The organism is Agromyces agglutinans (genome assembly GCF_009647605.1).
In the GTDB taxonomy this organism is placed as follows: Bacteria; Actinomycetota; Actinomycetes; order Actinomycetales; family Microbacteriaceae; genus Agromyces; species Agromyces agglutinans.
The window spans coordinates 152,123-173,109 of the sequence record NZ_WJIF01000007.1 but is presented as its reverse complement, the minus strand read 5'-3'; the positions used below and the strand labels follow the sequence as shown (position 1 = coordinate 173,109).

General features: G+C 73.4%; 11 protein-coding genes and 1 tRNA gene. 9 read left to right on the top strand and 3 right to left on the bottom strand.

Annotated features, from left to right (window positions below; all coding sequences use genetic code 11):
* The first annotated feature begins 85 nt into the window (after nucleotides 1-85).
* Together GE115_RS12885 and GE115_RS12880 are read left to right on the top strand one after the other, a co-directional pair.
* The gene (locus tag GE115_RS12885; RefSeq protein WP_153685183.1) at nucleotides 86-3,268 is read left to right on the top strand and encodes a UrvD/REP family ATP-dependent DNA helicase; all 3,183 of its coding nucleotides are present in this window, start codon (nucleotides 86-88) and stop codon (nucleotides 3,266-3,268) included.
* Nucleotides 3,265-6,681 carry a UvrD/REP family DEAD/DEAH box helicase gene (locus GE115_RS12880; RefSeq protein ID WP_312855141.1) on the top strand — a complete coding sequence of 1,139 codons (3,417 nt, stop codon included), beginning with the start codon at nucleotides 3,265-3,267 and terminating at the stop codon, nucleotides 6,679-6,681. The genes GE115_RS12885 and GE115_RS12880 overlap by 4 nt, the downstream gene beginning before the upstream one ends.
* Here the strand turns inward: GE115_RS12880 and GE115_RS12875 are convergent.
* Nucleotides 6,672-7,901, bottom strand: coding sequence for a phosphotransferase (locus tag GE115_RS12875; protein WP_216648831.1), 1,230 nt, complete (start codon nucleotides 7,899-7,901; stop codon nucleotides 6,672-6,674). The two genes, GE115_RS12880 and GE115_RS12875, sit on opposite strands and share 10 nt — an antisense overlap.
* A gap of 93 nt (nucleotides 7,902-7,994) precedes the next feature.
* Between GE115_RS12875 and nudC the strand changes: the two genes are divergently transcribed.
* Nucleotides 7,995-8,966, top strand: a complete 972-nt coding sequence (nudC, locus tag GE115_RS12870) for an NAD(+) diphosphatase (protein WP_312855140.1) — start codon at nucleotides 7,995-7,997, stop codon at nucleotides 8,964-8,966.
* Nucleotides 8,951-10,801: an ATP-dependent helicase gene (locus tag GE115_RS12865; protein WP_246190768.1), complete on the top strand. Its 1,851-nt coding sequence runs from the start codon at nucleotides 8,951-8,953 to the stop codon at nucleotides 10,799-10,801. Before nudC ends, GE115_RS12865 begins: the two co-directional genes overlap by 16 nt.
* An 891-nt stretch (nucleotides 10,802-11,692) precedes the next feature.
* Here the strand turns inward: GE115_RS12865 and GE115_RS12860 are convergent.
* Nucleotides 11,693-13,078: a zinc-dependent metalloprotease gene (locus tag GE115_RS12860; RefSeq protein ID WP_376765715.1), complete on the bottom strand. Its 1,386-nt coding sequence runs from the start codon at nucleotides 13,076-13,078 to the stop codon at nucleotides 11,693-11,695.
* A 165-nt stretch (nucleotides 13,079-13,243) separates the two neighbouring features.
* Here GE115_RS12860 and GE115_RS12855 point away from each other — a divergent pair, with 165 nt between their 5' ends.
* Genes GE115_RS12855 through GE115_RS12845 form a run of 3 tightly spaced genes read left to right on the top strand, consistent with a single transcriptional unit; the run spans nucleotide 13,244 to nucleotide 18,344 of the window.
* The gene (locus tag GE115_RS12855) at nucleotides 13,244-14,395 is read left to right on the top strand and encodes a YlbL family protein (RefSeq protein WP_246190767.1); all 1,152 of its coding nucleotides are present in this window, start codon (nucleotides 13,244-13,246) and stop codon (nucleotides 14,393-14,395) included.
* Nucleotides 14,396-14,446: 51 nt separating this feature from the next.
* Nucleotides 14,447-17,410: a UPF0182 family membrane protein gene (locus tag GE115_RS12850; protein ID WP_153685182.1), complete on the top strand. Its 2,964-nt coding sequence runs from the start codon at nucleotides 14,447-14,449 to the stop codon at nucleotides 17,408-17,410.
* A gap of 37 nt (nucleotides 17,411-17,447) precedes the next feature.
* Nucleotides 17,448-18,344, top strand: a complete 897-nt coding sequence (locus GE115_RS12845; protein WP_153685181.1) for a class I SAM-dependent methyltransferase — start codon at nucleotides 17,448-17,450, stop codon at nucleotides 18,342-18,344.
* 88 nt (nucleotides 18,345-18,432) lie between these two features.
* Here the strand turns inward: GE115_RS12845 and GE115_RS12840 are convergent, their stop codons facing one another.
* A complete protein-coding gene (locus GE115_RS12840; RefSeq protein WP_172979910.1) occupies nucleotides 18,433-20,130 on the bottom strand; it encodes a glycosyl hydrolase family 18 protein in 1,698 nt (565 codons plus the stop codon).
* A 266-nt stretch (nucleotides 20,131-20,396) separates the two neighbouring features.
* On the opposite strand from GE115_RS12840, the gene GE115_RS12835 reads away from it, so the two are divergent.
* Together GE115_RS12835 and GE115_RS12830 are read left to right on the top strand one after the other, a co-directional pair.
* Nucleotides 20,397-20,473 (top strand) — tRNA-Met (locus GE115_RS12835).
* A gap of 132 nt (nucleotides 20,474-20,605) precedes the next feature.
* The gene (locus tag GE115_RS12830) at nucleotides 20,606-20,971 is read left to right on the top strand and encodes a cupin domain-containing protein (protein WP_153685179.1); all 366 of its coding nucleotides are present in this window, start codon (nucleotides 20,606-20,608) and stop codon (nucleotides 20,969-20,971) included.
* Nucleotides 20,972-20,987 lie beyond the last annotated feature (16 nt).

The following is a 20,987-nucleotide window of genomic DNA, read 5'->3' as shown; positions in this document are numbered from 1 at the left end:
CTTTCTGTCGTGCTTGCAACACTATGGCACGCCTGCCGGGAGCGTCCGGGCGTTCACTGTCGGCAGAACGGGTTAGCGTGACGGCATGCACCGCGCACCCGCCACGATCGCCGATCCCGCCGTCGTCAGGATCCACGACGACGCGGCCTCCGTCGACGCGGTGGAGGCGGTCGATCCGGGCCGTGAACGGGTGCTCGCCCTCGCCGACGGCGCGTCCGCGGCGGTGTTCGGCGCCCCGGGCTCGGGCAAGACCACGCTCGCCGTCGACGTGGTCGCCGACCGCATCGAGCGCCGCGGCTACGACGTCGAGGACGTGCTCGTCATCTCCGCGAGCCGCGCGACGGCGACGGCGCTGCGCGACCGCATCGCGGTGCGGCTGGGCGTCACCTCCCGCGGGCCGATGGCGCGCACGGCGAACTCGATCGCCTTCCAGCTCGTGCGCGCCGACGCGGGCGAGCCCGTGACGCTCCTCACGGGCGCCGAGCACGATCAGTTGATCGCCGAACTGCTCGACGCGGAGGCGCGCGACGGCGGGGGGCCGGCGTGGCCCGACCCGCTGACCGACGAAGTGCGCCGGCTGCGCGGGTTCCGCGCCGAGCTGCGCGAGCTCGTGATGCGCGCGGTCGAGCACGGCGCCGACGGCACGACGCTGCGCCGGCTCGGCGAGGCCGCCGGGCGCCCCGAGTGGGTCGCGGCCGGCGAGTTCCTCGACGAGTACGCCGACGTGAAGGAGCTCGTGCGCGGCGCCCAGTACGACTCGGCCGAACTCGGCGCGTACGCCGCGGCCGTGCTCGCGCGCTCGATGTCGGGCGACGCCGATGCCGAACGCGCCCTCGGCACGCTCTCGCGGCTGCGCCTGGTCGTGGTCGACGACGCGCAAGAGGCGACGCAGGCGGGGGCCGCGCTGCTGGCCGGCTTCGCCGCCCGCGGCGTCGCCGTCATCGCGCTCGGCGACCCCGACGTCGCCGGCAACGGGTTCCGCGGCGGCCGCCCCGAACTGCTCGGCTCGCTGGCTGGCGTGCTCGGCGGCGTGCCCGTGGAGCGCATCGAGCTCACGGGTCGCCGTCGCGGCCGGCCTGCGCTGCACCGGCTCGTCGCCGAGGTGACCGGCCGCATCGGAGCGGCGCTCGGCGGCACGCATCGCGCCGTGCCGGCCGAGCCGGTCGCGCGAGATGCCGATCCGCTCGGGCCCGTGCTCGGCATCGAGGCGCCGTCCCACGCGGCCGAGTGCCAGTCGATCGCCGCGCTGCTGCGCGAACGGCACCTGCTCGACGGCATCCCCTGGTCGGCGATGGCGGTCGTCCTGCGCTCCGGCGGCGACGTGCCCGCGTTCGAGCGCGGACTCGCGCTCGCCGATGTACCGACCGCGGGCGCCGTGGCGCGCATGCCGTTGAAGGATGCCCCCGTCGCCGCGGCGCTGCTCGCGGCGGCGTCGGTCGCGCTGCAGCGCGACGAGCTCTCCGGTGAGCTCGCGGTCGACCTGCTGACGGGCCCTCTGGGCCGCCTCGACGCCGTCGGGCTGCGGCGGCTGCGGCTCGCGCTGCGCCACGAGGAGCTCGCCGCGGGCGGCGATCGCACGGCCGAGGAGTTGCTCGTCGACGCCCTCGGCGCGCCCGGCGGGTTCGAGACCATCGACGCGGCGCCCGCGCGCCGGGCCGGACGGCTCGCGAAGCTGCTCGCCGCGGCCCGTGGCACGGCCGTGCGCGGCGGCACGATCGAGGAGGTGCTCTGGGCGCTGTGGGACGGCAGCGGGCTCGCGACCGAGTGGGGCGGTCAGGCCTCCGGCACGGGCGTGCTCGCCGAGGAGGCGAACCGCTCTCTCGATGCCGCGGTCGCGCTGTTCTCCGCCGCGCAGCGCTTCGTCGAGCGCTCGCCCGGCGCACCACCCGGACGATTCATCGACGAGGTGCTCGCGAGCGAACTGCCCGAGGACTCGCTCGCGCCGCAGCGCAGCGCCGAGACGGTGTTCGTCGGCACGCCGTCGGCGCTCGTCGGGCGGGCCTTCGACGTCGTCGTGGTCGCCGGCCTCCAGGAGGGCGTATGGCCCAACCTGCGGCCGCGCGGCACCCTGCTGCACGCCGCGCTCCTGCCGCGCGCGGTGGCGGCCGCGCGTTCGGGCGAGCCGATGCCGGTTCCCGAGACGGTCGCCGAGGCCCGCGTCTCGGTGCGCAGCGACGAGCTGCGACTGTTCGCCCTCGCGATCTCGCGCGCGTGCCGGCAGCTCGTGCTGTCGTGCACCGCGAACGACGACGAGCAGCCGTCGGTGCTCATGGGGTACGCCCCCGAGCGCGTGCGGCCGTCGCGCCGCCGGCCCCTGCACCTGCGCGGGCTCGTCGGGGCGCTGCGCCGCGAGGTCGCCGCGGCACCGGCCGGCGAGGCGGCGCCGGCGCTCGCGATGCTCGCCGAGGCCGGCATCCCCGGCGCGCATCCCGACGAGTGGTACGGCCTGCGCGAGCCGTCGACCGAGGCGCCGCTGGTCGACCTCGACGGCGACCCCGAGGCGCTCGTCGACGTGTCGCCCTCGCAGATCGACCGGGCCGAGGAGTCGGGCCTCGGCTGGTTCGTCGACCACGTCGCGTCGCCGCCGTCGGGCCTCGCGGCCTCGATCGGCACCATCGTGCACGCGGTGGTCGAGGCGGCGGGCGCACGCACCGACGGCGAGGTCAGCGTCGAGGCGCTCTGGGCAGACGTCGAGGCGCGCCTGGCGACCCTGCACGTCGAGGCCGGATGGGCCGCCGAACGCGAACGGCGCGGCGCCCGGCGCATGACCGAGGGCGCCGCCGAGTACCTCGCGACGTTCGACGACGACGGAAAGGTACTGCTCGGCGCCGAGGGGCGGTTCACGCTGATCGCGGGCCGGGCCCGGCTCACCGGCACCATCGACCGCGTCGAGGCGTCGCCCGACGGCACCACGGTCATCGTCGACCTGAAGACGGGGTCGCACCTGCCGACGGGGCCCGAGACCGCGAGGCATCCGCAGCTCGCCGCGTACCAGCTCGCGGCCCGCGGGGGAGCGGTGCCGAACGCGGGCCGGCTGGGCGGCGCGAAGCTCGTCTACGTCGCCAAGCCCATGAGCGCGACGGCGTACTCCGAACGCGCCCAGCAGCCCTTCGACGACGAGGCCGAGGCCGCCTTCCTCGAACGGCTCGACGGTGTCGCGCGCAACATGGCGGGCGCCACCTTCGAGACCGCGGCCGAGCTGCCGTTCCGGTCGCGGTTCGCGGGCTGGCAGTACCGCGTGCAGGTCGTGCCGGCGGTGTCCGCGTGAGCGGCGCGGCGCAGGTGCGCGGCATCGCCGCGGCCGAGATCGCCTCGCGGCTCGGCCTGCACGCACCGACGCCCGAGCAGCGCGCGGTCATCGAGGCCGACCCGCGGGGCAGGCACCTCGTCGTCGCGGGCGCGGGCAGCGGCAAGACCGAGACCATGGCGAACCGCGTCGTGTGGCTCCTCGCCAACGGTCACGTCGACGTTCCCGAGGTGCTCGGCCTCACGTTCACCCGCAAGGCCGCGGCCGAGCTCGCCGCCCGCATCCGCGAGCGCGTGGCGCAGCTCGTCGCCGGCGGCATCGCCGAGCTCGACCTCGACCCGCTCGAGGCCGCGTCGGTCGGCACGTACCACTCGTTCGCGAGCGCGATCTACCGCGAGCACGCGCTGCTCATCGGCCGCGAGCCCGACGCGGCCGTGCTCGGCGAGGCATCCGCGTGGCAGCTCGCCCGCCAGGTCGCCGCGCAGTCGGCCGATCCGCGCCTGGTCGAGCTCGATCTCTCGCTCGACCGCGTCACGGCGGCCGTGCTGAGCCTCAGCCGGGCGCTCGCCGAGAACGTCGCCGACTCGCGCGACGTCGTCGCGTGGACCCGCGACTTCCTGGCGATGGGCGACCTGCCGCTCGGGGCGCCGCGCAAGCGCACGCCGTTCGAGTCGTTCACGAAGGCGCTCGGCGTGGTCGGCGCCCTCCCGCCGCTGCTCGAGCTCGCCGACGCCTTCGCGGCCGCCAAGCGCGAGCGCGGGTACGTCGAGTTCTCCGACCAGGTCGCCCTCGCCCTCGCGATCTGCCGTCGCCACCCCGAGGTCGTCGCCGGGTATCGCGACCGCTACCGGTCGGTGCTGCTCGACGAGTACCAGGACACGTCCGTGGTGCAGACCAGACTGCTGGCGACCCTCTTCGCGGGCACGCCGGTGATGGCCGTGGGCGATCCCGACCAGTCGATCTACGGCTGGCGCGGTGCCAGCGCGGCGAACCTCGCGCGATTCGGCGCCGACTTCGACGAGGGCGCGGATGCCTCGGTCTTCGACCTGTCCACGAGCTGGCGCAACCCGCGGCGCGTGCTCGACGCCGCGAACGCGCTCATCGCGCCCCTCGACTCGGGCGTCGCCAAGGCGGCGCTGCGCCCCTCGCCGTTCGCGGGCGACGGCGCGATCGAGGTCTCGTGGCACGAGACGATCGACGAGGAGGCGGCCCGCGTCGCCGACTGGTTCGCCGACCGCGTGCTGCCCCGCGGCGACGGACGCCGCGGCGAGGCGCGAGCGGCCGCCGGCGAGGCACCGCCGTCGGGCGGCGAGGGGCCGCCGTCCGGCGCGCTGCTCTGCCGGACCTTCTCGAACGTCGGCGTGTTCGTGCAGGCCCTGCGCGAGCGCGGCGTCCCGGTGCACGTGCTCGGCATCGCGGGGCTCCTCGACCAGCCCGTGATCGCCGACCTCGTGTGCGCGCTGCGCGTGCTGCACGACCCGACGGCCGGCGCCGAGCTCATCCGCGTGCTCGCGGGCGCGCGCTGGCGCATCGGCACGGCCGACCTCGCGGCGCTGCGCACGCTGGCGCGCTGGCTCGCCGACCGCGACGCGGCGAGCCGGCGCCTCGAGCCCGACGTGCGGCAGGGCATCCGCGACTCGATCGCTCCCGAGGAGTCGCCGTCGATCATCGACGCGCTCGATTTCCTCACCGCCACGCCCGACGACCACCGCGCGCTCGCCGCGTTCAGCGCGGCCGGTCTCGCCCGGATGCGTCGCGCCGGCGCGCAGCTGCAGTCGCTGCGCCGGCGCGCCGGACTCGGCCTCGTCGACTTCGTCGCACTCGTGCAACAGGAACTGCTGCTCGACATCGAGGTGCACGCCAATGCCGACCAGCCGCTCGGGCGCCCGAGCCTCGAGGCCTTCGACGACCTGCTGACGGGGTTCGTCGAGGTGTCCGAGCAGCCCACGCTCGGCGCCTTCCTCGGCTGGCTCACCGAGGCCGAGCAGCGCGACCGGCTGGCGCCCCGGCAAGATGAACCCGAGCCCGGCGCCGTGCAGGTGCTCACGATCCACGGGTCGAAGGGCCTCGAGTGGGACGTGGTCGCGATTCCGCGGATGGTCGACGACGAGCTCCCGGCGAAGCCGCGGACGACCGCCGGATGGCTCGCGGTGGGCGAACTGCCCAACGACTTCAAGGGCGATCGCGACGAGCTGCCCGAGCTCGTGTGGCGGGGGTCGCAGAGCCAGGCCGAGTTCGACGAGGCGGTGACGGCGTTCCGTGCCGAGAACGCGGCCCGCGACCTCGAGGAGGAACGGCGACTCGTCTACGTGGCCGTCACCAGGACCCGCGACGAGCTGCTCCTGACCGGGTCCTGGTGGGCCTCGCAGAAGACGCCGCGCCGGCCGAGCCCGTACCTCTTCGAGCTCGTGCAGGCCGGCCTGCTGCCTGGCGACGCCCTGCCCGTGGCCTCGATGCACGACGAGAACCCGCTCGCCGAGCGGACCTCGACCATCCGGTGGCCGCTCGATCCGCTCGGCGCGCGCCGGCCGGCGGTCGAGGCCGCGGCGCGTGCCGTGCGCGAGGCGGCCGAGCGGCCGACCGGCGCCGGCATCGGGCCGGCGCTGCGCTCAGAGCTCGACCTCCTGCTCGAGGAGCGGCGCCGGCGTCAGTCGCCGCCCGAGGCTCCGCCCATCCCGGTGCGCGTGCCCGCCTCGAGGTTCAAGGACTACGTCGACGACCCCGCGGCCGTGGCCGAACAGCTGCGCCGCCCGATGCCGCAGCGCCCGTTCCGGGCGACGCGCATCGGCACGCTGTTCCACCGCTGGGTCGAGCACCGCGCGACCGGCGAGGGCGACGCCGAGGCCATCGACGCGCTCGACGGCGTCGGCCCCGACGAGCTCGCGTGGGTGGCCGAGCCCGCTGACGAGCGGCTGGTCGACCCGGCGCCCGAACGGCTGCGCGAACTGCAGGCGACGTTCGAGGCATCCGAATGGGGAGCGCTGCGTCCGGCGGCCGTCGAGCTCGAACTGCACCTGCCGATGGGCGAGCATGTCTTCGTCTGCAAGCTCGACGCCGTGTACGAGATCGATCCCGACTCGGAGCTCGGGCGGCGGGGCATCCGCTTCCAGGTGGTCGACTGGAAGACGGGCAAGGCGCCGCGCGACGAACGCGACCTCGCGCTCAAGCAGACGCAGCTCGCGCTGTACCGGCTGGCGTACTCCACCTGGTCGGGCGTGCCCGTCGACGAGATCGACGCGTGCTTCTACTTCGTGGAGGACGACCGGGTCATCCGGCCCGGCGAGCTCTCCGACGAGCGCGACCTGCGGCTCGCCTGGAGCGAGGCCCTGGGCCGCGGCGAGATCACCGATGGCACCGACGGGGCTGGCACCGACGGCCACGGTGGCGCCGGGGCGGGTGGGGTCGAACGCGCGGAGGTCGGCGCTCAGTCCTGATCGCGGGGCGGTGCGTCGTGCCGTGGAGCGTGCGCGCGGGCCGCCGCGTCGCCCGATGCGGGTGGCGGCGACGCCGCAGGCTCGGCCGGTGCCGCGTCGCCCCAGTCGCTGAGGTCGAGCGGGATCGGCGCCGTGAGGTCGCCGACCGGTTCGTCGTGCACGCGCTCGAGGTCCGAGAAGTCGTAGGCGTCGGTGAGCATCGCGCCGCCGGCCTCGCGCGGCACGTGGTCGCGCGGTGTCTCGTCGAGGAGTCGCTCGACGTCGCCGACGGTCAGGATCGGCCCGGTCTCGGCGGCGAGCGGCTCGCTCGACCGGTCGTGCACGCTCGAGACGAGCCCGTCGAGCATGCCCACAGCGTCGGCGATGATCGACTCGTCGCGCACGGCGACGCCGTGCAGCAGCCACCGGGCGAGCTCGAGCTCGGCGTACAGCAGGGCGCGCCGGGGGAGGTGCTGGTCGGCGGCGCCCGACCGGGCCACGAGGTACGCCTCGAGCGCGCGGTCGGCGGCCTGTCCGCGCGAGGTGAGCAGCCAGTGCAGGTCGCGAGCCGGGTCGCCGACCGAGAGCTGCGACCAGCCGACGACGCCCGAGACGTGGTCGGCGTCGACGAGGAACGAATCGGCCGTGAGCGAGCCGTTCACGACGGTCGGCTCGAAGCGCCAGAGCGCGGCGTCGTCGGCCGCCTCCTCCCATCGGCGTTCGAGGGCCGCGGGCAGGTGGGTGGTGTCGGCCGAGCGGCCGATGAGGTCGACGACCTCATCGCGGCAGTCGGCCGCGGTGCGGCGGGTGAGCCCTGCCTCGCCGATGAACGCGCTGGGAAGGCCGTGGATCGCGGCGACCGCGAGGCCGACCGACTCGGCGAGCGGGGCCTGTGCGGTCAGCTCGTCGGCCGACCGGGCGGCACCCGGCACGAGGTCGGTGACGACGGCGCGCGTGCCGTCGATCGGGGCCTGCCCGACGAACTCGGGCACCGCGAAGGGCAGGCGCGAGCGGATACCGGTCGTCAGCGATCGCAGGGCCACGAGGTCGGCGGACTGCTCGGACTCGGCGGCCTGCGAGCGCGGTGCGCGGATCACCAGGTGGCGCCCGTCGCCCGTGCGCAGCAGCACGGCGTCGAACCCGCCCTGCGACCGGCGCGTGTGCGCGGCCGCGGCCTGCACCTCGAGTCCGGGCACCGCCGCCGTGGCCAACGCGGCTAGAGTGAGAGGGGGTCTGGCCATGGCACACAGCTTAAGCAGGCAACCTCGCCCGATCGGCGACCGCCACGCCTTCCCGCCGACTCCGTCCGAGCCGCGTCGAGAGGTGGAAACCGCGTGCATGCCCTGCCGCCGCTGGCTCGCACCCTGATCGATCGCGACGCCGACGCGCGGGCGCTCGACGACCTGGCCGAACGCCTCGACGCCGACCCGACGGCGCTGGCCGTCGCCGTGCACGCCGGTCGGCTCCTCGTCGCCCAGCAGGTCGAGGGCTCGGCGCCGCAGCTCGAGCTGCGGCATCCGTCGAAGCTGCCCGACGCGCCGGAGCGTGCCGGATCGCCCGCCCCGCTGCGGATCTACCTCGGTCGCCTGCAGCCGGGCGGCGCGCCCGTCGAACTGCGGGTGCTCGACGACGAGTCCGCGCTCGCGCTCGAGCCCGAGGCGGCACGATGGCAGGGGCTCCGACAGCTGGCGACCGTGCTCGACGACGCGCACGCGTCGCTCGCGACCGAGGCGATCGCGCTCGCCGGGTGGCACGAACGCCACCCGCGGTGTCCGCGCTGCGGAGCGGCGACCGAGCCGGTGCAGGCGGGCTGGGCCCGCCGCTGCGAAGCCGATGCGAGCCTGCACTTCCCGCGCACCGATCCGGCCGTGATCGTGCTCGTCACCGACGACGACGATCGGGTGCTGCTCGGCTCGAACGCGATGTGGGAGCAGCGGCGCTTCTCGCTGCTCGCCGGGTTCGTCGAGCCCGGCGAATCGCTCGAGGCCGCGGTCGTCCGCGAGATCGGCGAGGAGGCGGGCGTGGCCGTCGACCGGGTCGAATACGTGGCGAGCCAGCCGTGGCCCTTCCCGGCGAGCATCATGCTCGGGTTCCGGGCGCGCGTCGCGGCCGGCGTCGACCCGGCGACCGCACGCGCCGACGGCGAGGAGATCCTCGAACTGCGCTGGTTCACCCGCGAGGAGTTGGCCGCCGCCGCCGACGACGGCGTGGTCGTGCCGGGTTCGGCGTCGATCGCACGCTGGCTGCTCGACGGGTGGTTCGGCGGCCCCGTGCCCGACAGCGACCTGCCATGGACGACCCGGTGAGGGAGCCGGCCCGCATGCCCGCCACGGATGCCACGGCCGGCCCCGCGACGAATGCCGCGACCGGCCCCGCCACGGATGCCGCGACCGGCCCCGCCACGGATGCCGCGACCGGCCCCGCGGTCGACCCGCTGCTCGCGGGCCTCGACGACGAGCAGCGCATCGTGGCCGAGGCGCTGATCGGGCCGGTCTGCGTGCTCGCCGGTGCCGGCACGGGCAAGACGCGGGCGATCACGCACCGCATCGCGTACGGCGTCGCGTCGGGCACGTACGACCCGAAGCGCGTGATGGCGCTCACCTTCACGGCGCGGGCGGCCGCCGAGCTGCGCGCGCGGCTGCATGCGCTCGGTGCCGGACAGGTGCCGGCGCGCACGTTCCACGCGGCCGCGCTCGCCCAGCTCGGCCACTTCTGGCCGCTCGTCGTCGGCGGTCCGGCCCCGCGCGTGCTCGACTTCAAGGGTCGCCTGCTCGGTCAGGCCGCCGAGCGCGCGAAGGTGAAGGTCGACACCGCGACCCTCCGCGACGTCGCGGCCGAGATCGAGTGGCGCAAGGTGCAGCTCCTGGGTCCCGCCGAGTACGAGCAGCGGCTGCCGTCGCGCGGCCCCGCCGGGCAGCTCTCGCCCGAGCAGCACCTCGCGATCATGGCCGCCTACGAGGAGCTGAAGGACGAGCGCCGCATGCTCGACTTCGAGGACGTGCTGCTCGTCACGGCGGGCATGATCGAGACCGAGCCGTCCGTCGCGATGCAGGTGCGCGAGGGCTACCGCCACTTCGTCGTCGACGAGTACCAGGACGTCTCGCCCGCGCAGCAGCGACTGCTCGAGCTGTGGCTCGGCGATCGCGCCGACGTCTGCGTCGTCGGCGACGCGAGCCAGACCATCTACTCCTTCGCGGGCGCGTCGAGCGACTACCTGCTGGGCTTCGAGCGACGGTATCCGGATGCCACGATCGTGCGGCTCGAACGCAACTACCGGTCGCTCGGTCCCATCGTGGAGACGGCGAACCGGTTGATGCGCGGGCGCGCGGGCGCGCTTCGCCTCCGAGCGGATGCCCCGGACGACCGGCCGCGGCCGGCCGCCGAGCCCGCCGCGCCCCGCATCGTCGAGTACGCCGACGAGTTCGCCGAGGCGCGCGGTGTCGCGGCGGGCATCCGCGAGCGCATCGGGGCCGGTGCGAAGCCCTCCGACCTCGCGGTGCTCATCCGCGTGAACAGCCAGTCCGGCGTCTACGAGCACGCGCTCGAGGAGGCCGGGGTGCCGGTGCGCGTGCGCGGCGCGCAGCGCTTCTTCGACCGCCCCGAGGTGAAGGAGGCGGTGCACCACCTGCGCGCGCAGGCGCTCGTGCCCGCCGACGGCCCGCTGTTCTCGTCGGTGAGCGACGTGCTGCGCGGACTCGGCTGGTCGGTGCGGCCGCCCGAGGGCCAGGGCGTCGTGCGCGCCCGCTGGGAGTCGCTCGACGCCATCGCACGGCTCGTCGACGACGTGCCGCCCGGCACGACGTTCCGCGAGTTCACCGATCTGCTCCGTACGCGCGCCGAGACCCACCACGAGCCCACGGTCGAGGCGGTCACCGTCGCGACGCTGCACTCGGCCAAGGGCCTCGAGTGGGAGGAGGTGTTCATCGTCGGCGTCTCGGAGGGGCTGCTGCCGATCGCGTACGCCAAGGACGACACGGCGATCGACGAGGAACGGCGCCTGCTCTACGTGGGCATCACGCGGGCACGGCGACGACTCGAGCTGAGCTGGGCGCGGCGAGCGGGCGGCCAGCGGGGAGACCGGGAGCCGTCGCGATTCCTCCGGGAGCTCGGCACCCGCACTCCGGGTGCGGCTCGCACCTGAGCCGTTCGGCGCTCGCGCCGTCTTCGGGCAGTCGGTAGGCCACGCCATCGGATCGCCGCTCGCCGCGCGCCGAGCGCCGATCGTCGACGAGTCGGACCGCCGTCACGGCGGCGTCGAACTCCAGCCGCGCGCTGCGAGGCACCGGGGGCTGGTCGACCAGTTGGGCCGCGATGGCCGGCCACGCGGCATCCGCATCGCGCCTCGCGAGATCGACGCAGCGCAGGCACGCGGTCTCGCCGGGCACGACGAGGGGACCGACCACCGCTCCGGTTTCGGTGAACACGACGGGCACGTGCGGCAGGTCGCGTCGCAGCAGCGGCAGGTGCTGCGCCGGGCGGACGACGCGCTCGGCGACCAGCACCACGAGCCGGACGTCGTCGCCGAGCGCTTCGAGCGCGGCGGTGTACGGGTCGTCGTCGCCGGCCGCGTCGATCGCGCGATGGCCGAGCAGGCCGAGGCCGACGCGGACGGCAGCGGCGCAGGCCCCCATGCCGACGACCAGCACCTCCCCGGCGGGCGCGGCAGGCGCCTCGGCGGAATCCGGGGCGGCGGCCGCGGACGGGCTCGCGTCCGCGGCGACGAGCAGTGCGGGAGCCAGCGCCGCGAGCAGGTCGGAGACCGTGGCGGCCGGTGCGTCGAGGCCCGCGGCGATGGCCTCGAGGGCCGCGACGCTCACGCCGCGACGGAGCAGCCGCACCAGGTCGAGCTCGACGGGCGAGGGTCGCTCGAGGACCGCGCGTGCCTGCGGTGCGCCGAGCTGGAGCCGGTCGGGCGAGCGCCAGACGAGGGCGAGGCGGGGATCGATCTGCGGCATGCGCCGAGCATGCCCGACGCGCCCGCTGCCGCGGGCCGGGAATCCACAGGGCCGAGGGTGCAGCCGCGGCGAGCGGCTCAGGCCTTGGGCGGGTCCTCGCCGTCTTCCCCCGGCGCTGCGGGGGTCTCGCCGCGCAGGAGTTGCTCGAGCGCCTGGTCGAACTCGTCGTCGGCCTCGCTGCCGGTGGTGTCGGCGCCGGTCAGGCGCGCGACGAGCGCGGCGGGGTCGTCGAGGTCGGCCGCGGTGGGCAGCAGGTCGGGGTGCGCCCACAGCGCGTCGCGTGCCTCGACACCGACCGACTCGGTGACGGCGCGCCACATGGCGGCCGCCTCGCGCAGCCGACGGGGTCGGAGTTCGAGGCCCACGAGCGTCGACAGCGCCGACTCGGCGGGGCCGCCCGAAGCCCGGCGGCGTCGGATCGTCTCGGCCACCTGCGTCGCCTTCGGCAGGCGGCTCGTGGCATCCGCCGTCGCGACGTCGACCCAGCCCTCGACGAGCGCGAGCATCGTCTCGAGGCGCGTGAGGGCGGCCTGCTGGGTCTCGTTGCGCGGGCGGATGAGCTCGCCGCTGACCACGGCCGCGCGCAGCTCGTCGGTGTCGGTCGGGTCGAAGCCCTCGGCGAGGCGCTCGAGCCGATCGGTGTCGATCTCGAGCCCGCGCGCGAACGTCGTGATCGCCGTGATCAGGTGCAGGCGCAGCCAGCGCGCGTGGCGGAACAGCCGCGCGTGCGCGAGCTCGCGCACCGCGAGGTAGAGCTCGACCTGGTCGGACGGGATCTCGAGGTCGGTGCCGAACTCGGCGACGTTCTGGGGGAGGATCGCCGCGCGGCCGTCCTCCATGAGGGGGATGCCGATGTCGCCGCCCGAGACGACCTCCGTCGCGAGCTCGCCGACGACCTGGCCGAGCTGCATCGCGAAGAGCGTGCCGCCGACGCCCCGGAGCATCCGGCTCGCGCCCTGGATCATGCCGCGCATCTCCTCGGGGGCCTGCTCGGTCATCACGCGCGTGAGGGAGTCGGCGATGCTGAGCGCGACCGGCTCGGCGAACTGGGTCCACACGGGCATGGTCGCGGCGACCCAGGCGCGGCGCGTGAGCAGCTCGGGCCCGGTCGGCAGGGCCGACACGTCGACGGCCTCGTCGAGCCAGAGCGAGGCCACCTGGAACGCCTGGTCGAGCCGGCCCCGCTCCTCGTCGGTCAGCTGGCGCTGCTCGGCCGCGGCGCGCTGCTCGCCCTGGCGGAGCGCGATCGACCAGTCGATGCCGTCGTCGGCGCCGGCCATCGCCTGCTGCAGCTGCGAGAAGATCGCCTGCAGGCTCGCGGGATCGTTGGGGAGGCCGGCTGCGCCGGCCAGCTGCGACGGATCGATGCCGCCCGCTCCGGAGAGCAGCTCGCGCAGCATGTCGCGGAACTCGTCTTCAGGACCCTTGCCCGTGCCGTCGAGCTCGTCATCGTGGTCTGCCACCGCAGCACCTCCAGTCGCCTCACTCAACGCTAGCGCCGTGCCATGGGGTGCTGTCTGGGAAATGGCCTAGGCTGGGGCATCCGGGTGTCCGCCCGCCGCGAACAGCGCCGGCATCCGATCAGGGGTGGTCGCGAGTACGCCCGCTCGCGCGTGCGGAAGGAAGCGATGAGCCTGTTCGACGAGCCCGGTACGGCGGTGCGCGGTCCCGCGACGCCCGCCATGGCGAGCGTGGATGCCTCGACGCCGCCGGTCTCGCGTCGCGCGCGAGCCGGGTGGATCGCCGTCGCGATCGCCGTCGGCATCGCGCTCGTCTTCGCGTTCCTGCCCTCGCCGTACGTGATCGAGCAGCCGGGCCCCGTCTACGACACGCTCGGCACGGCCGAGCACGACGGCGAGCAGGTGCCGCTCATCGAGATCCCCGACGAGCCGACGTTCCCGACCGGCGGCGAGCTGAACCTGCTCACGGTCAGCGTCGTGGGCAAGCCGGGGGCGACGCCCGGCTGGCTCCAGGTGCTCGGCGCGTGGTTCGACCGCACGCGGGCCGCGGTGCCGGTCGAGCAGATCTTCCCGCCCGGGGTGAGCCAAGAGGACCGCGAGGCGCAGAACACCGCGGCGATGGTCGACTCGCAGCAGGACGCGATCGCCGCCGCCCTCGTCGAGCTGGGCTACGACTTCCCGCGCGAAGTGACCGTGGCGGGCGTGCTCGACGACTCGCCGGCCGCCGGAGTGATCGAGGACGGCGACGTGATCGAGTCCGTCGACGGCACCGAGGTGCACTCCATCGACGAACTGCGCACCGCGATCGACGAGCACGGCACCGCGACGCCCGCGCAGCTCGTGCTGACGCGCGACGGCGAGCAGGTCGAGGCCGAGGCGACCCCGGTCGAGCGCGACGGCGCGACGGTGCTCGGCATCGGCGTGCGCATGGTCTACGAGTTCCCGATCGACGTCGAGATCCAGATCGACTCGGTCGGGGGCCCGAGCGCGGGCATGATGTTCGCGCTGGGCATCGTCGACAAGCTCACCCCGGGCGAGCTCACGGGCGGCGAGGTGTTCGCGGGCACGGGCACCATCGACTCGGCGGGCCAGGTCGGCCCGATCGGCGGCGTCCGGCAGAAGCTGTGGGGCGCCGAGGAGCAGGGCGCCGACTGGTTCCTCTCGCCGGCGGCGAACTGCGGCGAGGTCGTCGGACATGTCCCCGACGGCATGCACGTGTTCTCGGTGGAGACGCTCGACCAGGCTCGCGACATCGTCGAGACCGTGGGCGAGGGCGGCGACGTCTCGGAGTTCGCGACGTGCGAGGCGCCCGCCAGCTGATTCGAAGGTTTCGCCGCCTAGGATGGATCCTCGATCCCAACCCGACCGAACATGAGGCCGAGCGTGTCAGCACAGACGCAAGAACCGAGGACTTCGCGCCGCCGTGCGCCGATCGCGATCACGATCGGGGTGTTGGGCCTGTTGGTGATCGGATTCTTCGTCTTCGCCGGGCTGTACGCCGACGTGCTCTGGTACGACCAGCTCGGCTTCCTCGGCGTGCTGACGACCGAGTGGATCGCCCGCGTGGTGCTGTTCGTGATCGGCTTCCTCGCGATGGCCCTCCCGATCTGGGGCTCCATCCAGATCGCGTACCGCACCCGCCCGGTCTACGCCAAGCTCAACAGCCAGCTCGACCGGTACCAAGAGGTGTTCGAGCCGCTGCGCCGGCTCGCGATGTACGGCATCCCCACGATCCTCGGCATCTTCGCCGGCGTCGCGGTCTCCACGCGCTGGGAGCTCACGCTCACGTGGCTGAACCGCACGCCGTTCGGCGAGACCGACCCGCAGTTCGGGTTCGACATCGGCTTCTTCGTGTTCGAACTGCCGTTCTACCGCTCGGTGGTCGGGTTCGCGTCGGCCGTGGTGCTGCTCGCGGCGATCCTCGTCGTGGCCACCAACTACCTGTACGGCGCGATCCGCGTCTCGGGCCGCGAGGTCGTCATCTCGAAGTCCGCTCGCGTGCAGATCGCGGTGACCGCCGGCATCTACCTGCTGCTCCAGGCCGTCAGCATCTGGTTCGACCAGTACGCGACCGTCACCGAGCAGGGCGACCTCATCACCGGCGCCGCGTACACCGGCGTCAACGCCGTGATCCCCGGCCGTGGCATCCTCGCCGCCGTTGCCGCGGGCGTGGCGATCCTGTTCTTCGTGACCGCGGTCATCGGCCGGTGGCGCCTGCCGCTCGTCGGCACGGCGCTGCTCATCGTCTCGAGCCTGATCATCGGCTCGCTCTACCCGTGGGTCGTGCAGCGGTTCCAGGTCGACCCGAGCGAGCTCGCGCTGGAGGAGCCCTACATCCAGCGCAACATCGACCTCACGCGCGACGCGTACGGCGTGGCCGACATCGAGGAGATCCCCTACGAGGCCAAGACCGACGCCGAGCCGGGGGCGCTGCGCGCCGACGCCGAGACGACGGCCTCGATCCGGCTCATGGACCCGGCGATCATCAGCCCCGCGTTCCGGCAGCTCCAGCAGTTCCGGCAGTACTACCAGTTCCCGGGCGACCTCGACGTCGACCGGTACGAGATCGACGGCGCCAGCCAGGACACGATCGTCGCGATCCGCGACGTGCGCCTCGACGGCCTCGGCGACGCGAACACCTGGTACAACTCGCACCTCGTGTACACGCACGGGTACGGGCTCGTCGCGGCGGCGGGCAACCAGCGCTCGGCCGACGGCCAGCCGGTGTTCCTGCAGTCCGGCATCCCGTCGTCGGGCGTGCTCGGCGACTTCGAACCCCGCGTGTACTTCGGCGAGACCTCGCCCGACTACTCGATCGTCGGGGCGCCCGAGGGCGACAGCCCGATCGAGCTCGACTACCCGGCCGGTGAAGACGGCGCCGACCAGACCAAGACGACGTTCGACGGCGACGCGGGCCCCAAGCTCGACAACGTCTTCACGAAGCTCGTCTACGCCCTGAAGTTCCAGTCCGAGCAGATCTTCCTCTCCGACCAGGTGAGCACGTCGTCGCAGATCCTCTACGACCGCGACCCCATCGAACGCGTGAAGAAGGTCGCGCCGTACCTGACGACCGACTCCGACACGTACCCGTCGGTCGTCGACGGGCGCATCGTCTGGATCGTCGACGGCTACACGCTGACCGACCAGTACCCGTACTCCGAGAAGGTCAGCATGAGCGAGGCCATCGCCGACAGCGAGCTGCCGACGCCCACGCTTGCGTTCGACGAGGTCAACTACATCCGCAACTCGGTCAAGGCCACCGTCGACGCCTACGACGGCTCGGTCACGCTCTACGCGTGGGACGAGGAGGACCCGATCCTCAAGACCTGGCAGAAGATCTTCCCGTCGACGCTGAAGTCGATGACCGAGATGTCGGGCGACCTGATGAGCCACGTGCGCTACCCCGCCGACCTGTTCAAGGTGCAGCGCGCGGTGCTCGGCCAGTACCACGTCGACCAGGCCGGCGCGTTCTACTCGCGCGAAGACGCGTGGACCACGCCCAAGGACCCGACCGCGGCCGAGTCGAGCGCGCTGCTGCAGCCGCCGTACTACCTGACCATGCAGATGCCGGGTCAGGAGGCTCCGAGCTACTCGCTCTACTCGACGTTCATTCCGCAGGCCAGCGGCGAAGAGAGCCGCAACGTGCTGCGCGGCTACCTCGCCGTCGATTCGGATGCCGGTTCGGCCGACGGCGAGCGCGCCGAGGGCTACGGCAAGCTGCGCATGCTCGCGCTTCCCGAAGACGACAACGTGCCCGGCCCCGGCCAGGTGCAGAACACGTTCGACTCCGACCCGACCGTCGGTCGAGAGTTGAACATCCTGCAGCAGGGCCAGTCGACCGTGACGAACGGCAACCTGCTGACGCTCCCGGTCGGCGGCGGCCTGCTCTACGTGCAGCCCGTGTACGTGCAGTCCTCGGGCGGCACGGCGTACCCGCTGCTGCAGAAGGTGCTCGTGCAGTTCGGCGACCAGATCGCGTTCCAGGACACGCTCGACCAGGCGCTCGACGTGCTGTTCGGCGGCGACTCGGGCGCGGCGGCGGGCGACCAGGAGGTCGAGCCCGGCACCGAGCCGACGACGCCCGAAGAGGGCGGCACCGAGGGCGGCGAAGGCACCGAGGGTGCCACCGACACCGAGCTCCAGCAGCTGCTGAACCGCGCGAGCCAGGCGATGGACGACAAGCGCGCGGCGCTCGCCGAGGGCGATTGGACGGCCTACGGCGAGGCCGACGCCGAGCTGGCCGAGATCATCTCGGAGCTCATCGTGCTCGCCGGCGAAGACGGCGCCTCGACGGAGACCCCGGCCACCGAGGCGCCCGCGCCCGAGGCGGAGTGATGCGTGGGGCCATGCCCCTGCAGATGGTGAGGCGCTGATGACCGATGTCGATCTCCGCGACGGCGACTGGCTCGACGACAACCGGGCGAACTGGGACGAGCGGGTGCCCGTGCACGTGGCATCCGAGATGTACGATCGCGCGACGCTTCGCGCGGGCGGCAGCCAGCTCGACCCGATCGCCGCCGCGGGTGTCGCCCGGCTGTTCCCCGACGGGCTCGACGGCGTGCGCGTGCTGCACCTGCAGTGCCACTTCGGCTCCGACTCGCTCTCGCTCGCGAACCTCGGCGCGACCGTCGTCGGCCTCGACTTCTCGGCCCCCGCGGTCGAGGAGGCGCGTCGCATGGCGGCCGAGATCGGCGTGGCCGACCGGGCACGCTTCATCGAGGGCAACGTCTACGACGCGCGGCGCCTGCTGCCCGAGCCCGAGTCGTTCGACCTCGTGTTCGTCACGTGGGGCACCATCACCTGGCTGCCCGACGTCGCGGAGTGGGCGCGCCTCGTGGCCTGGTTCCTGAAGCCGGGCGGGCGGCTGTACTTCGCCGACCTGCACCCGACCGCGTGGATGTTCGATGTCGACGAAGACCACGACGACGAGGGTGACGCGCGCGGCCACGACGGTGACGCCGCCGCGCTGCCGGTCGTGAAGTACCCGTACCGCAGTGCCGAGGCCGACGTGCTCGACGATCCGAGCGACTACGCCGACGCCTCCGCGGTGCTCCAGCACGCGCGCACGTGGGAGTGGGCGCATCCGCTCGCGCAGATCTTCGGTGCGCTGCGCGAGGGCGGCCTCGTCGTCGAGCACCTCGACGAGCACTACCGGCTGCCGTGGCGCGTCTTCCCGGCGGCGGTGCCGCTCGGCGAGGGCATGTACGGATGGCCCGACGAGCAGTGGATCCCGCTCGCGCTCGAGCTGGTCGCCCGGCACCGGGACTGACGAACGGCCGGCCCCTCGGGAGCCGGCCGTTCGCCGTGATCGGATCCGCCGTCAGCGTGCGGTCACGCTGCGCGGTCGAGCGGATGCCTCAGACGCAGAGCCCGCTCGGATCCCACGAGCCCCACGCGACCGAGCCGGGGAGTTCGCCCCTGGTCCACCACTGGGCCGTGTAGACGACGCCCGCGCGGCTCACGCGGTCGCCGCCGGCGTAGGTCGCCGTGGCATCCCACTCGACGGGGCAGTCGACCGGCTCGACGGAGGGAGCGGTACCGCAGTCGCCGATCGCCTGCCACGGGCCGCGCTCGATGCCCGGCGCCTGGTTGCGGGTCCACCACTTCGCACGGTACTCGACGCCCTCGTGCGACACGATGTCGCCCTTCGTGTAGACGCCGGTCGAGTACCACGGCGCCGCGCACGAGCCGTCGACGCCGGGGCCGGGGGTCGCGGCGCGCAGCGTGTCGCCGAGCGTTCCGCCCAGCTCGTTGCGGAAGTCGCCCGTGAGGTCCCACCACATCGCGCCGCCGTAGCCCGTGGTCGCGAGCCATTCGGCCTTCGCGTTGACCGAGGCCGGGTCGTCGTAGCTCCACCACTGGTCGCCGTCGTAGCGCCACGAGGCGCCGATGGACTCGTCGAAGTACGCGGTACCGACGTTGCGCAGGTCGGCGTACGTCTTCGTGCCGATGTAGCCCGCGGCGGGCTTCCAGCCCGCGGAGCCGTCGGTCACGCCGTGCCAGCCGTGTCCGTAGGCCGCGAGGCCGGCGTTCAGCTGCGAGGGGTCGGCGCCCGCGTTCACGTACATGCCCATCGCGCCGTCGAGGCCGAGGCCCCAGTTCTGCGTGCCGTCGGGGTGCAGGTTGCCCTGGTGGCCCGTGGTGTTCGGCACCCAGCCGCCGTGGAAGTCGTAGCCCTGCACGTTCAGGAAGTCGACGACGGCGAACAGGCGCGGGTCGAGCCAGCCGCCCTGGCCGGCGTTCCATCCGCCGGCCGGAGCGAAGCCCGTGAGCAGGTACTCCTCGCCGGTCTCGGCACCGAGGGCGTCGAGCTCCGCGCGGAACTCCTCCATGAGGAGCAGGAAGTTCTCCTTGTCTTCGGGCCGGGCGTTCGCGGTCTCGCCGCCGGTGACCGGCCACTCCCAGTCGATGTCGATGCCGTCGAAGATGCCGGCGGCGACGCCGTCGCCGCCCTTGCCGGCGATCTCGGGCAGGTCGCCGCGCAGGTAGAGGTCGATGCAGCTCTCGACGAGCGCGCTGCGGCCCTCGGCCGTGGCGGCCGCCTCGGAGAAGTGGTCGGACCAGGTCCAGCCGCCGAGCGAGACGAGGATCTTCGTGTCGGGGCTGAGGGCCTTCAGCTTGCGGAGCTGGTTGAAGTTGCCCGCGAGCGCCTGGTCGGGGGAGTCGGCGACGCCGTCGACCGAGTCGGCGGCCGGCACGAGCCGGAGGAAGTCGTTCTGCGCGTCACCTTCGCCGGGCACGTCGAGGATGTCGCACACGAGCTCGCTCGTGACGTTGCCGAACGCGTAGTTCAGGTGCGTGAGGTCGCCGATCGCCCCGGTGGCGACGAGGTCGGCGACGTCGACGCCGCGCGTGATCGGTCCGTCGGCCATGAAGTACCCGACGGAGCGGTAGCCGTTGATGTCGGCGGGTCCGGACACGGGCGCCGCCTTCGGCGCCGTCGCCTTCGACGGTGCCGCAGGCGCGGCGAATGCGGGTGTCGCGGCGGCGCCCGTGGCGATCACCGCGGCGGCCGCGGCGAGCGATGCGCCGCGGAGCAGTGGTCTGAATCTCATGTGGAACCCCATCGTTCTTCGGGGCCCGGCGGGCCGGGCCGGTGGTCGTTGAGGGGACCGTAGCAACGGGGCATCCGGATATGGAAGGAGTCTTTACAAAGTGTGGGGAAGCGTGCATGGAGCGCGGGGTTCCGCTGTGGCGACCTCCAGCGGAAACGGCTGAGTGTGCAGTGGGTGCACAGGTGGCGTCGTTCGCGGGTTGCGGTGCTCGGGTCGGCCTCGATTCGACGGCGATCGGTTTCGCATGCTAGAGTCATCTCTCGTGCCGCGGGGTGGAGCAGTTCGGTAGCTCGCTGGGCTCATAACCCAGAGGTCGTAGGTTCAAATCCTGCCCCCGCAACCAGAAGTCCCGGTCGGAGTCGATTTCCGATCGGGCACGAATCCGGCGCAGCCTCAGGCTGCGCCGGATTTTCTCGTTTCCGGAGCATCGGCGCCGACCGGTTCTGCTTCGCGACGGCGACCGTAGGATGCAGGCATGACCGACGACGTCCGCAACATCCAGGCGGCGCTCGCAGCGATCGGCGAGCACTGGCAACCCCATCGACTGACGAGCATCAACGACTACGACGTGAAGGTGGTCAAACTCCAGGGCGAGTTCGTCTGGCATACGCACCCCGACACCGACGAGCTGTTCATGGTGGTGCAGGGCGAGCTCACGATCCAGCTCCGCGATCGCGACGTGCTTATGGGGCCGAACGATGTGTTCGTCGTGCCGAAGGGAGTCGAGCACTGCCCGAAGGCGGTCGAGGAGGTCCACGCGATCCTGTTCGAACCGAAGGGCACGGTCAACACCGGCGATGCCGGAGGCGACCTGACAGCGGCACTCCGGGAGCTCGGCTGAGCTCACGGCATGCATC

Coding starts and splice junctions, on each gene's coding strand:
- GE115_RS12885 (WP_153685183.1), top strand. CDS start 86: ATGCACCGCGCACCCGCCACGATCGCCGATCCCGCCGTCGTCAGGATC.
- GE115_RS12875 (WP_216648831.1), bottom strand. CDS start 7,901: ATGGCCAGACCCCCTCTCACTCTAGCCGCGTTGGCCACGGCGGCGGTG.
- GE115_RS12865 (WP_246190768.1), top strand. CDS start 8,951: ATGGACGACCCGGTGAGGGAGCCGGCCCGCATGCCCGCCACGGATGCC.
- GE115_RS12855 (WP_246190767.1), top strand. CDS start 13,244: ATGAGCCTGTTCGACGAGCCCGGTACGGCGGTGCGCGGTCCCGCGACG.
- GE115_RS12850 (WP_153685182.1), top strand. CDS start 14,447: ATGAGGCCGAGCGTGTCAGCACAGACGCAAGAACCGAGGACTTCGCGC.
- GE115_RS12845 (WP_153685181.1), top strand. CDS start 17,448: ATGACCGATGTCGATCTCCGCGACGGCGACTGGCTCGACGACAACCGG.
- GE115_RS12840 (WP_172979910.1), bottom strand. CDS start 20,130: ATGAGATTCAGACCACTGCTCCGCGGCGCATCGCTCGCCGCGGCCGCC.
- GE115_RS12830 (WP_153685179.1), top strand. CDS start 20,606: ATGACCGACGACGTCCGCAACATCCAGGCGGCGCTCGCAGCGATCGGC.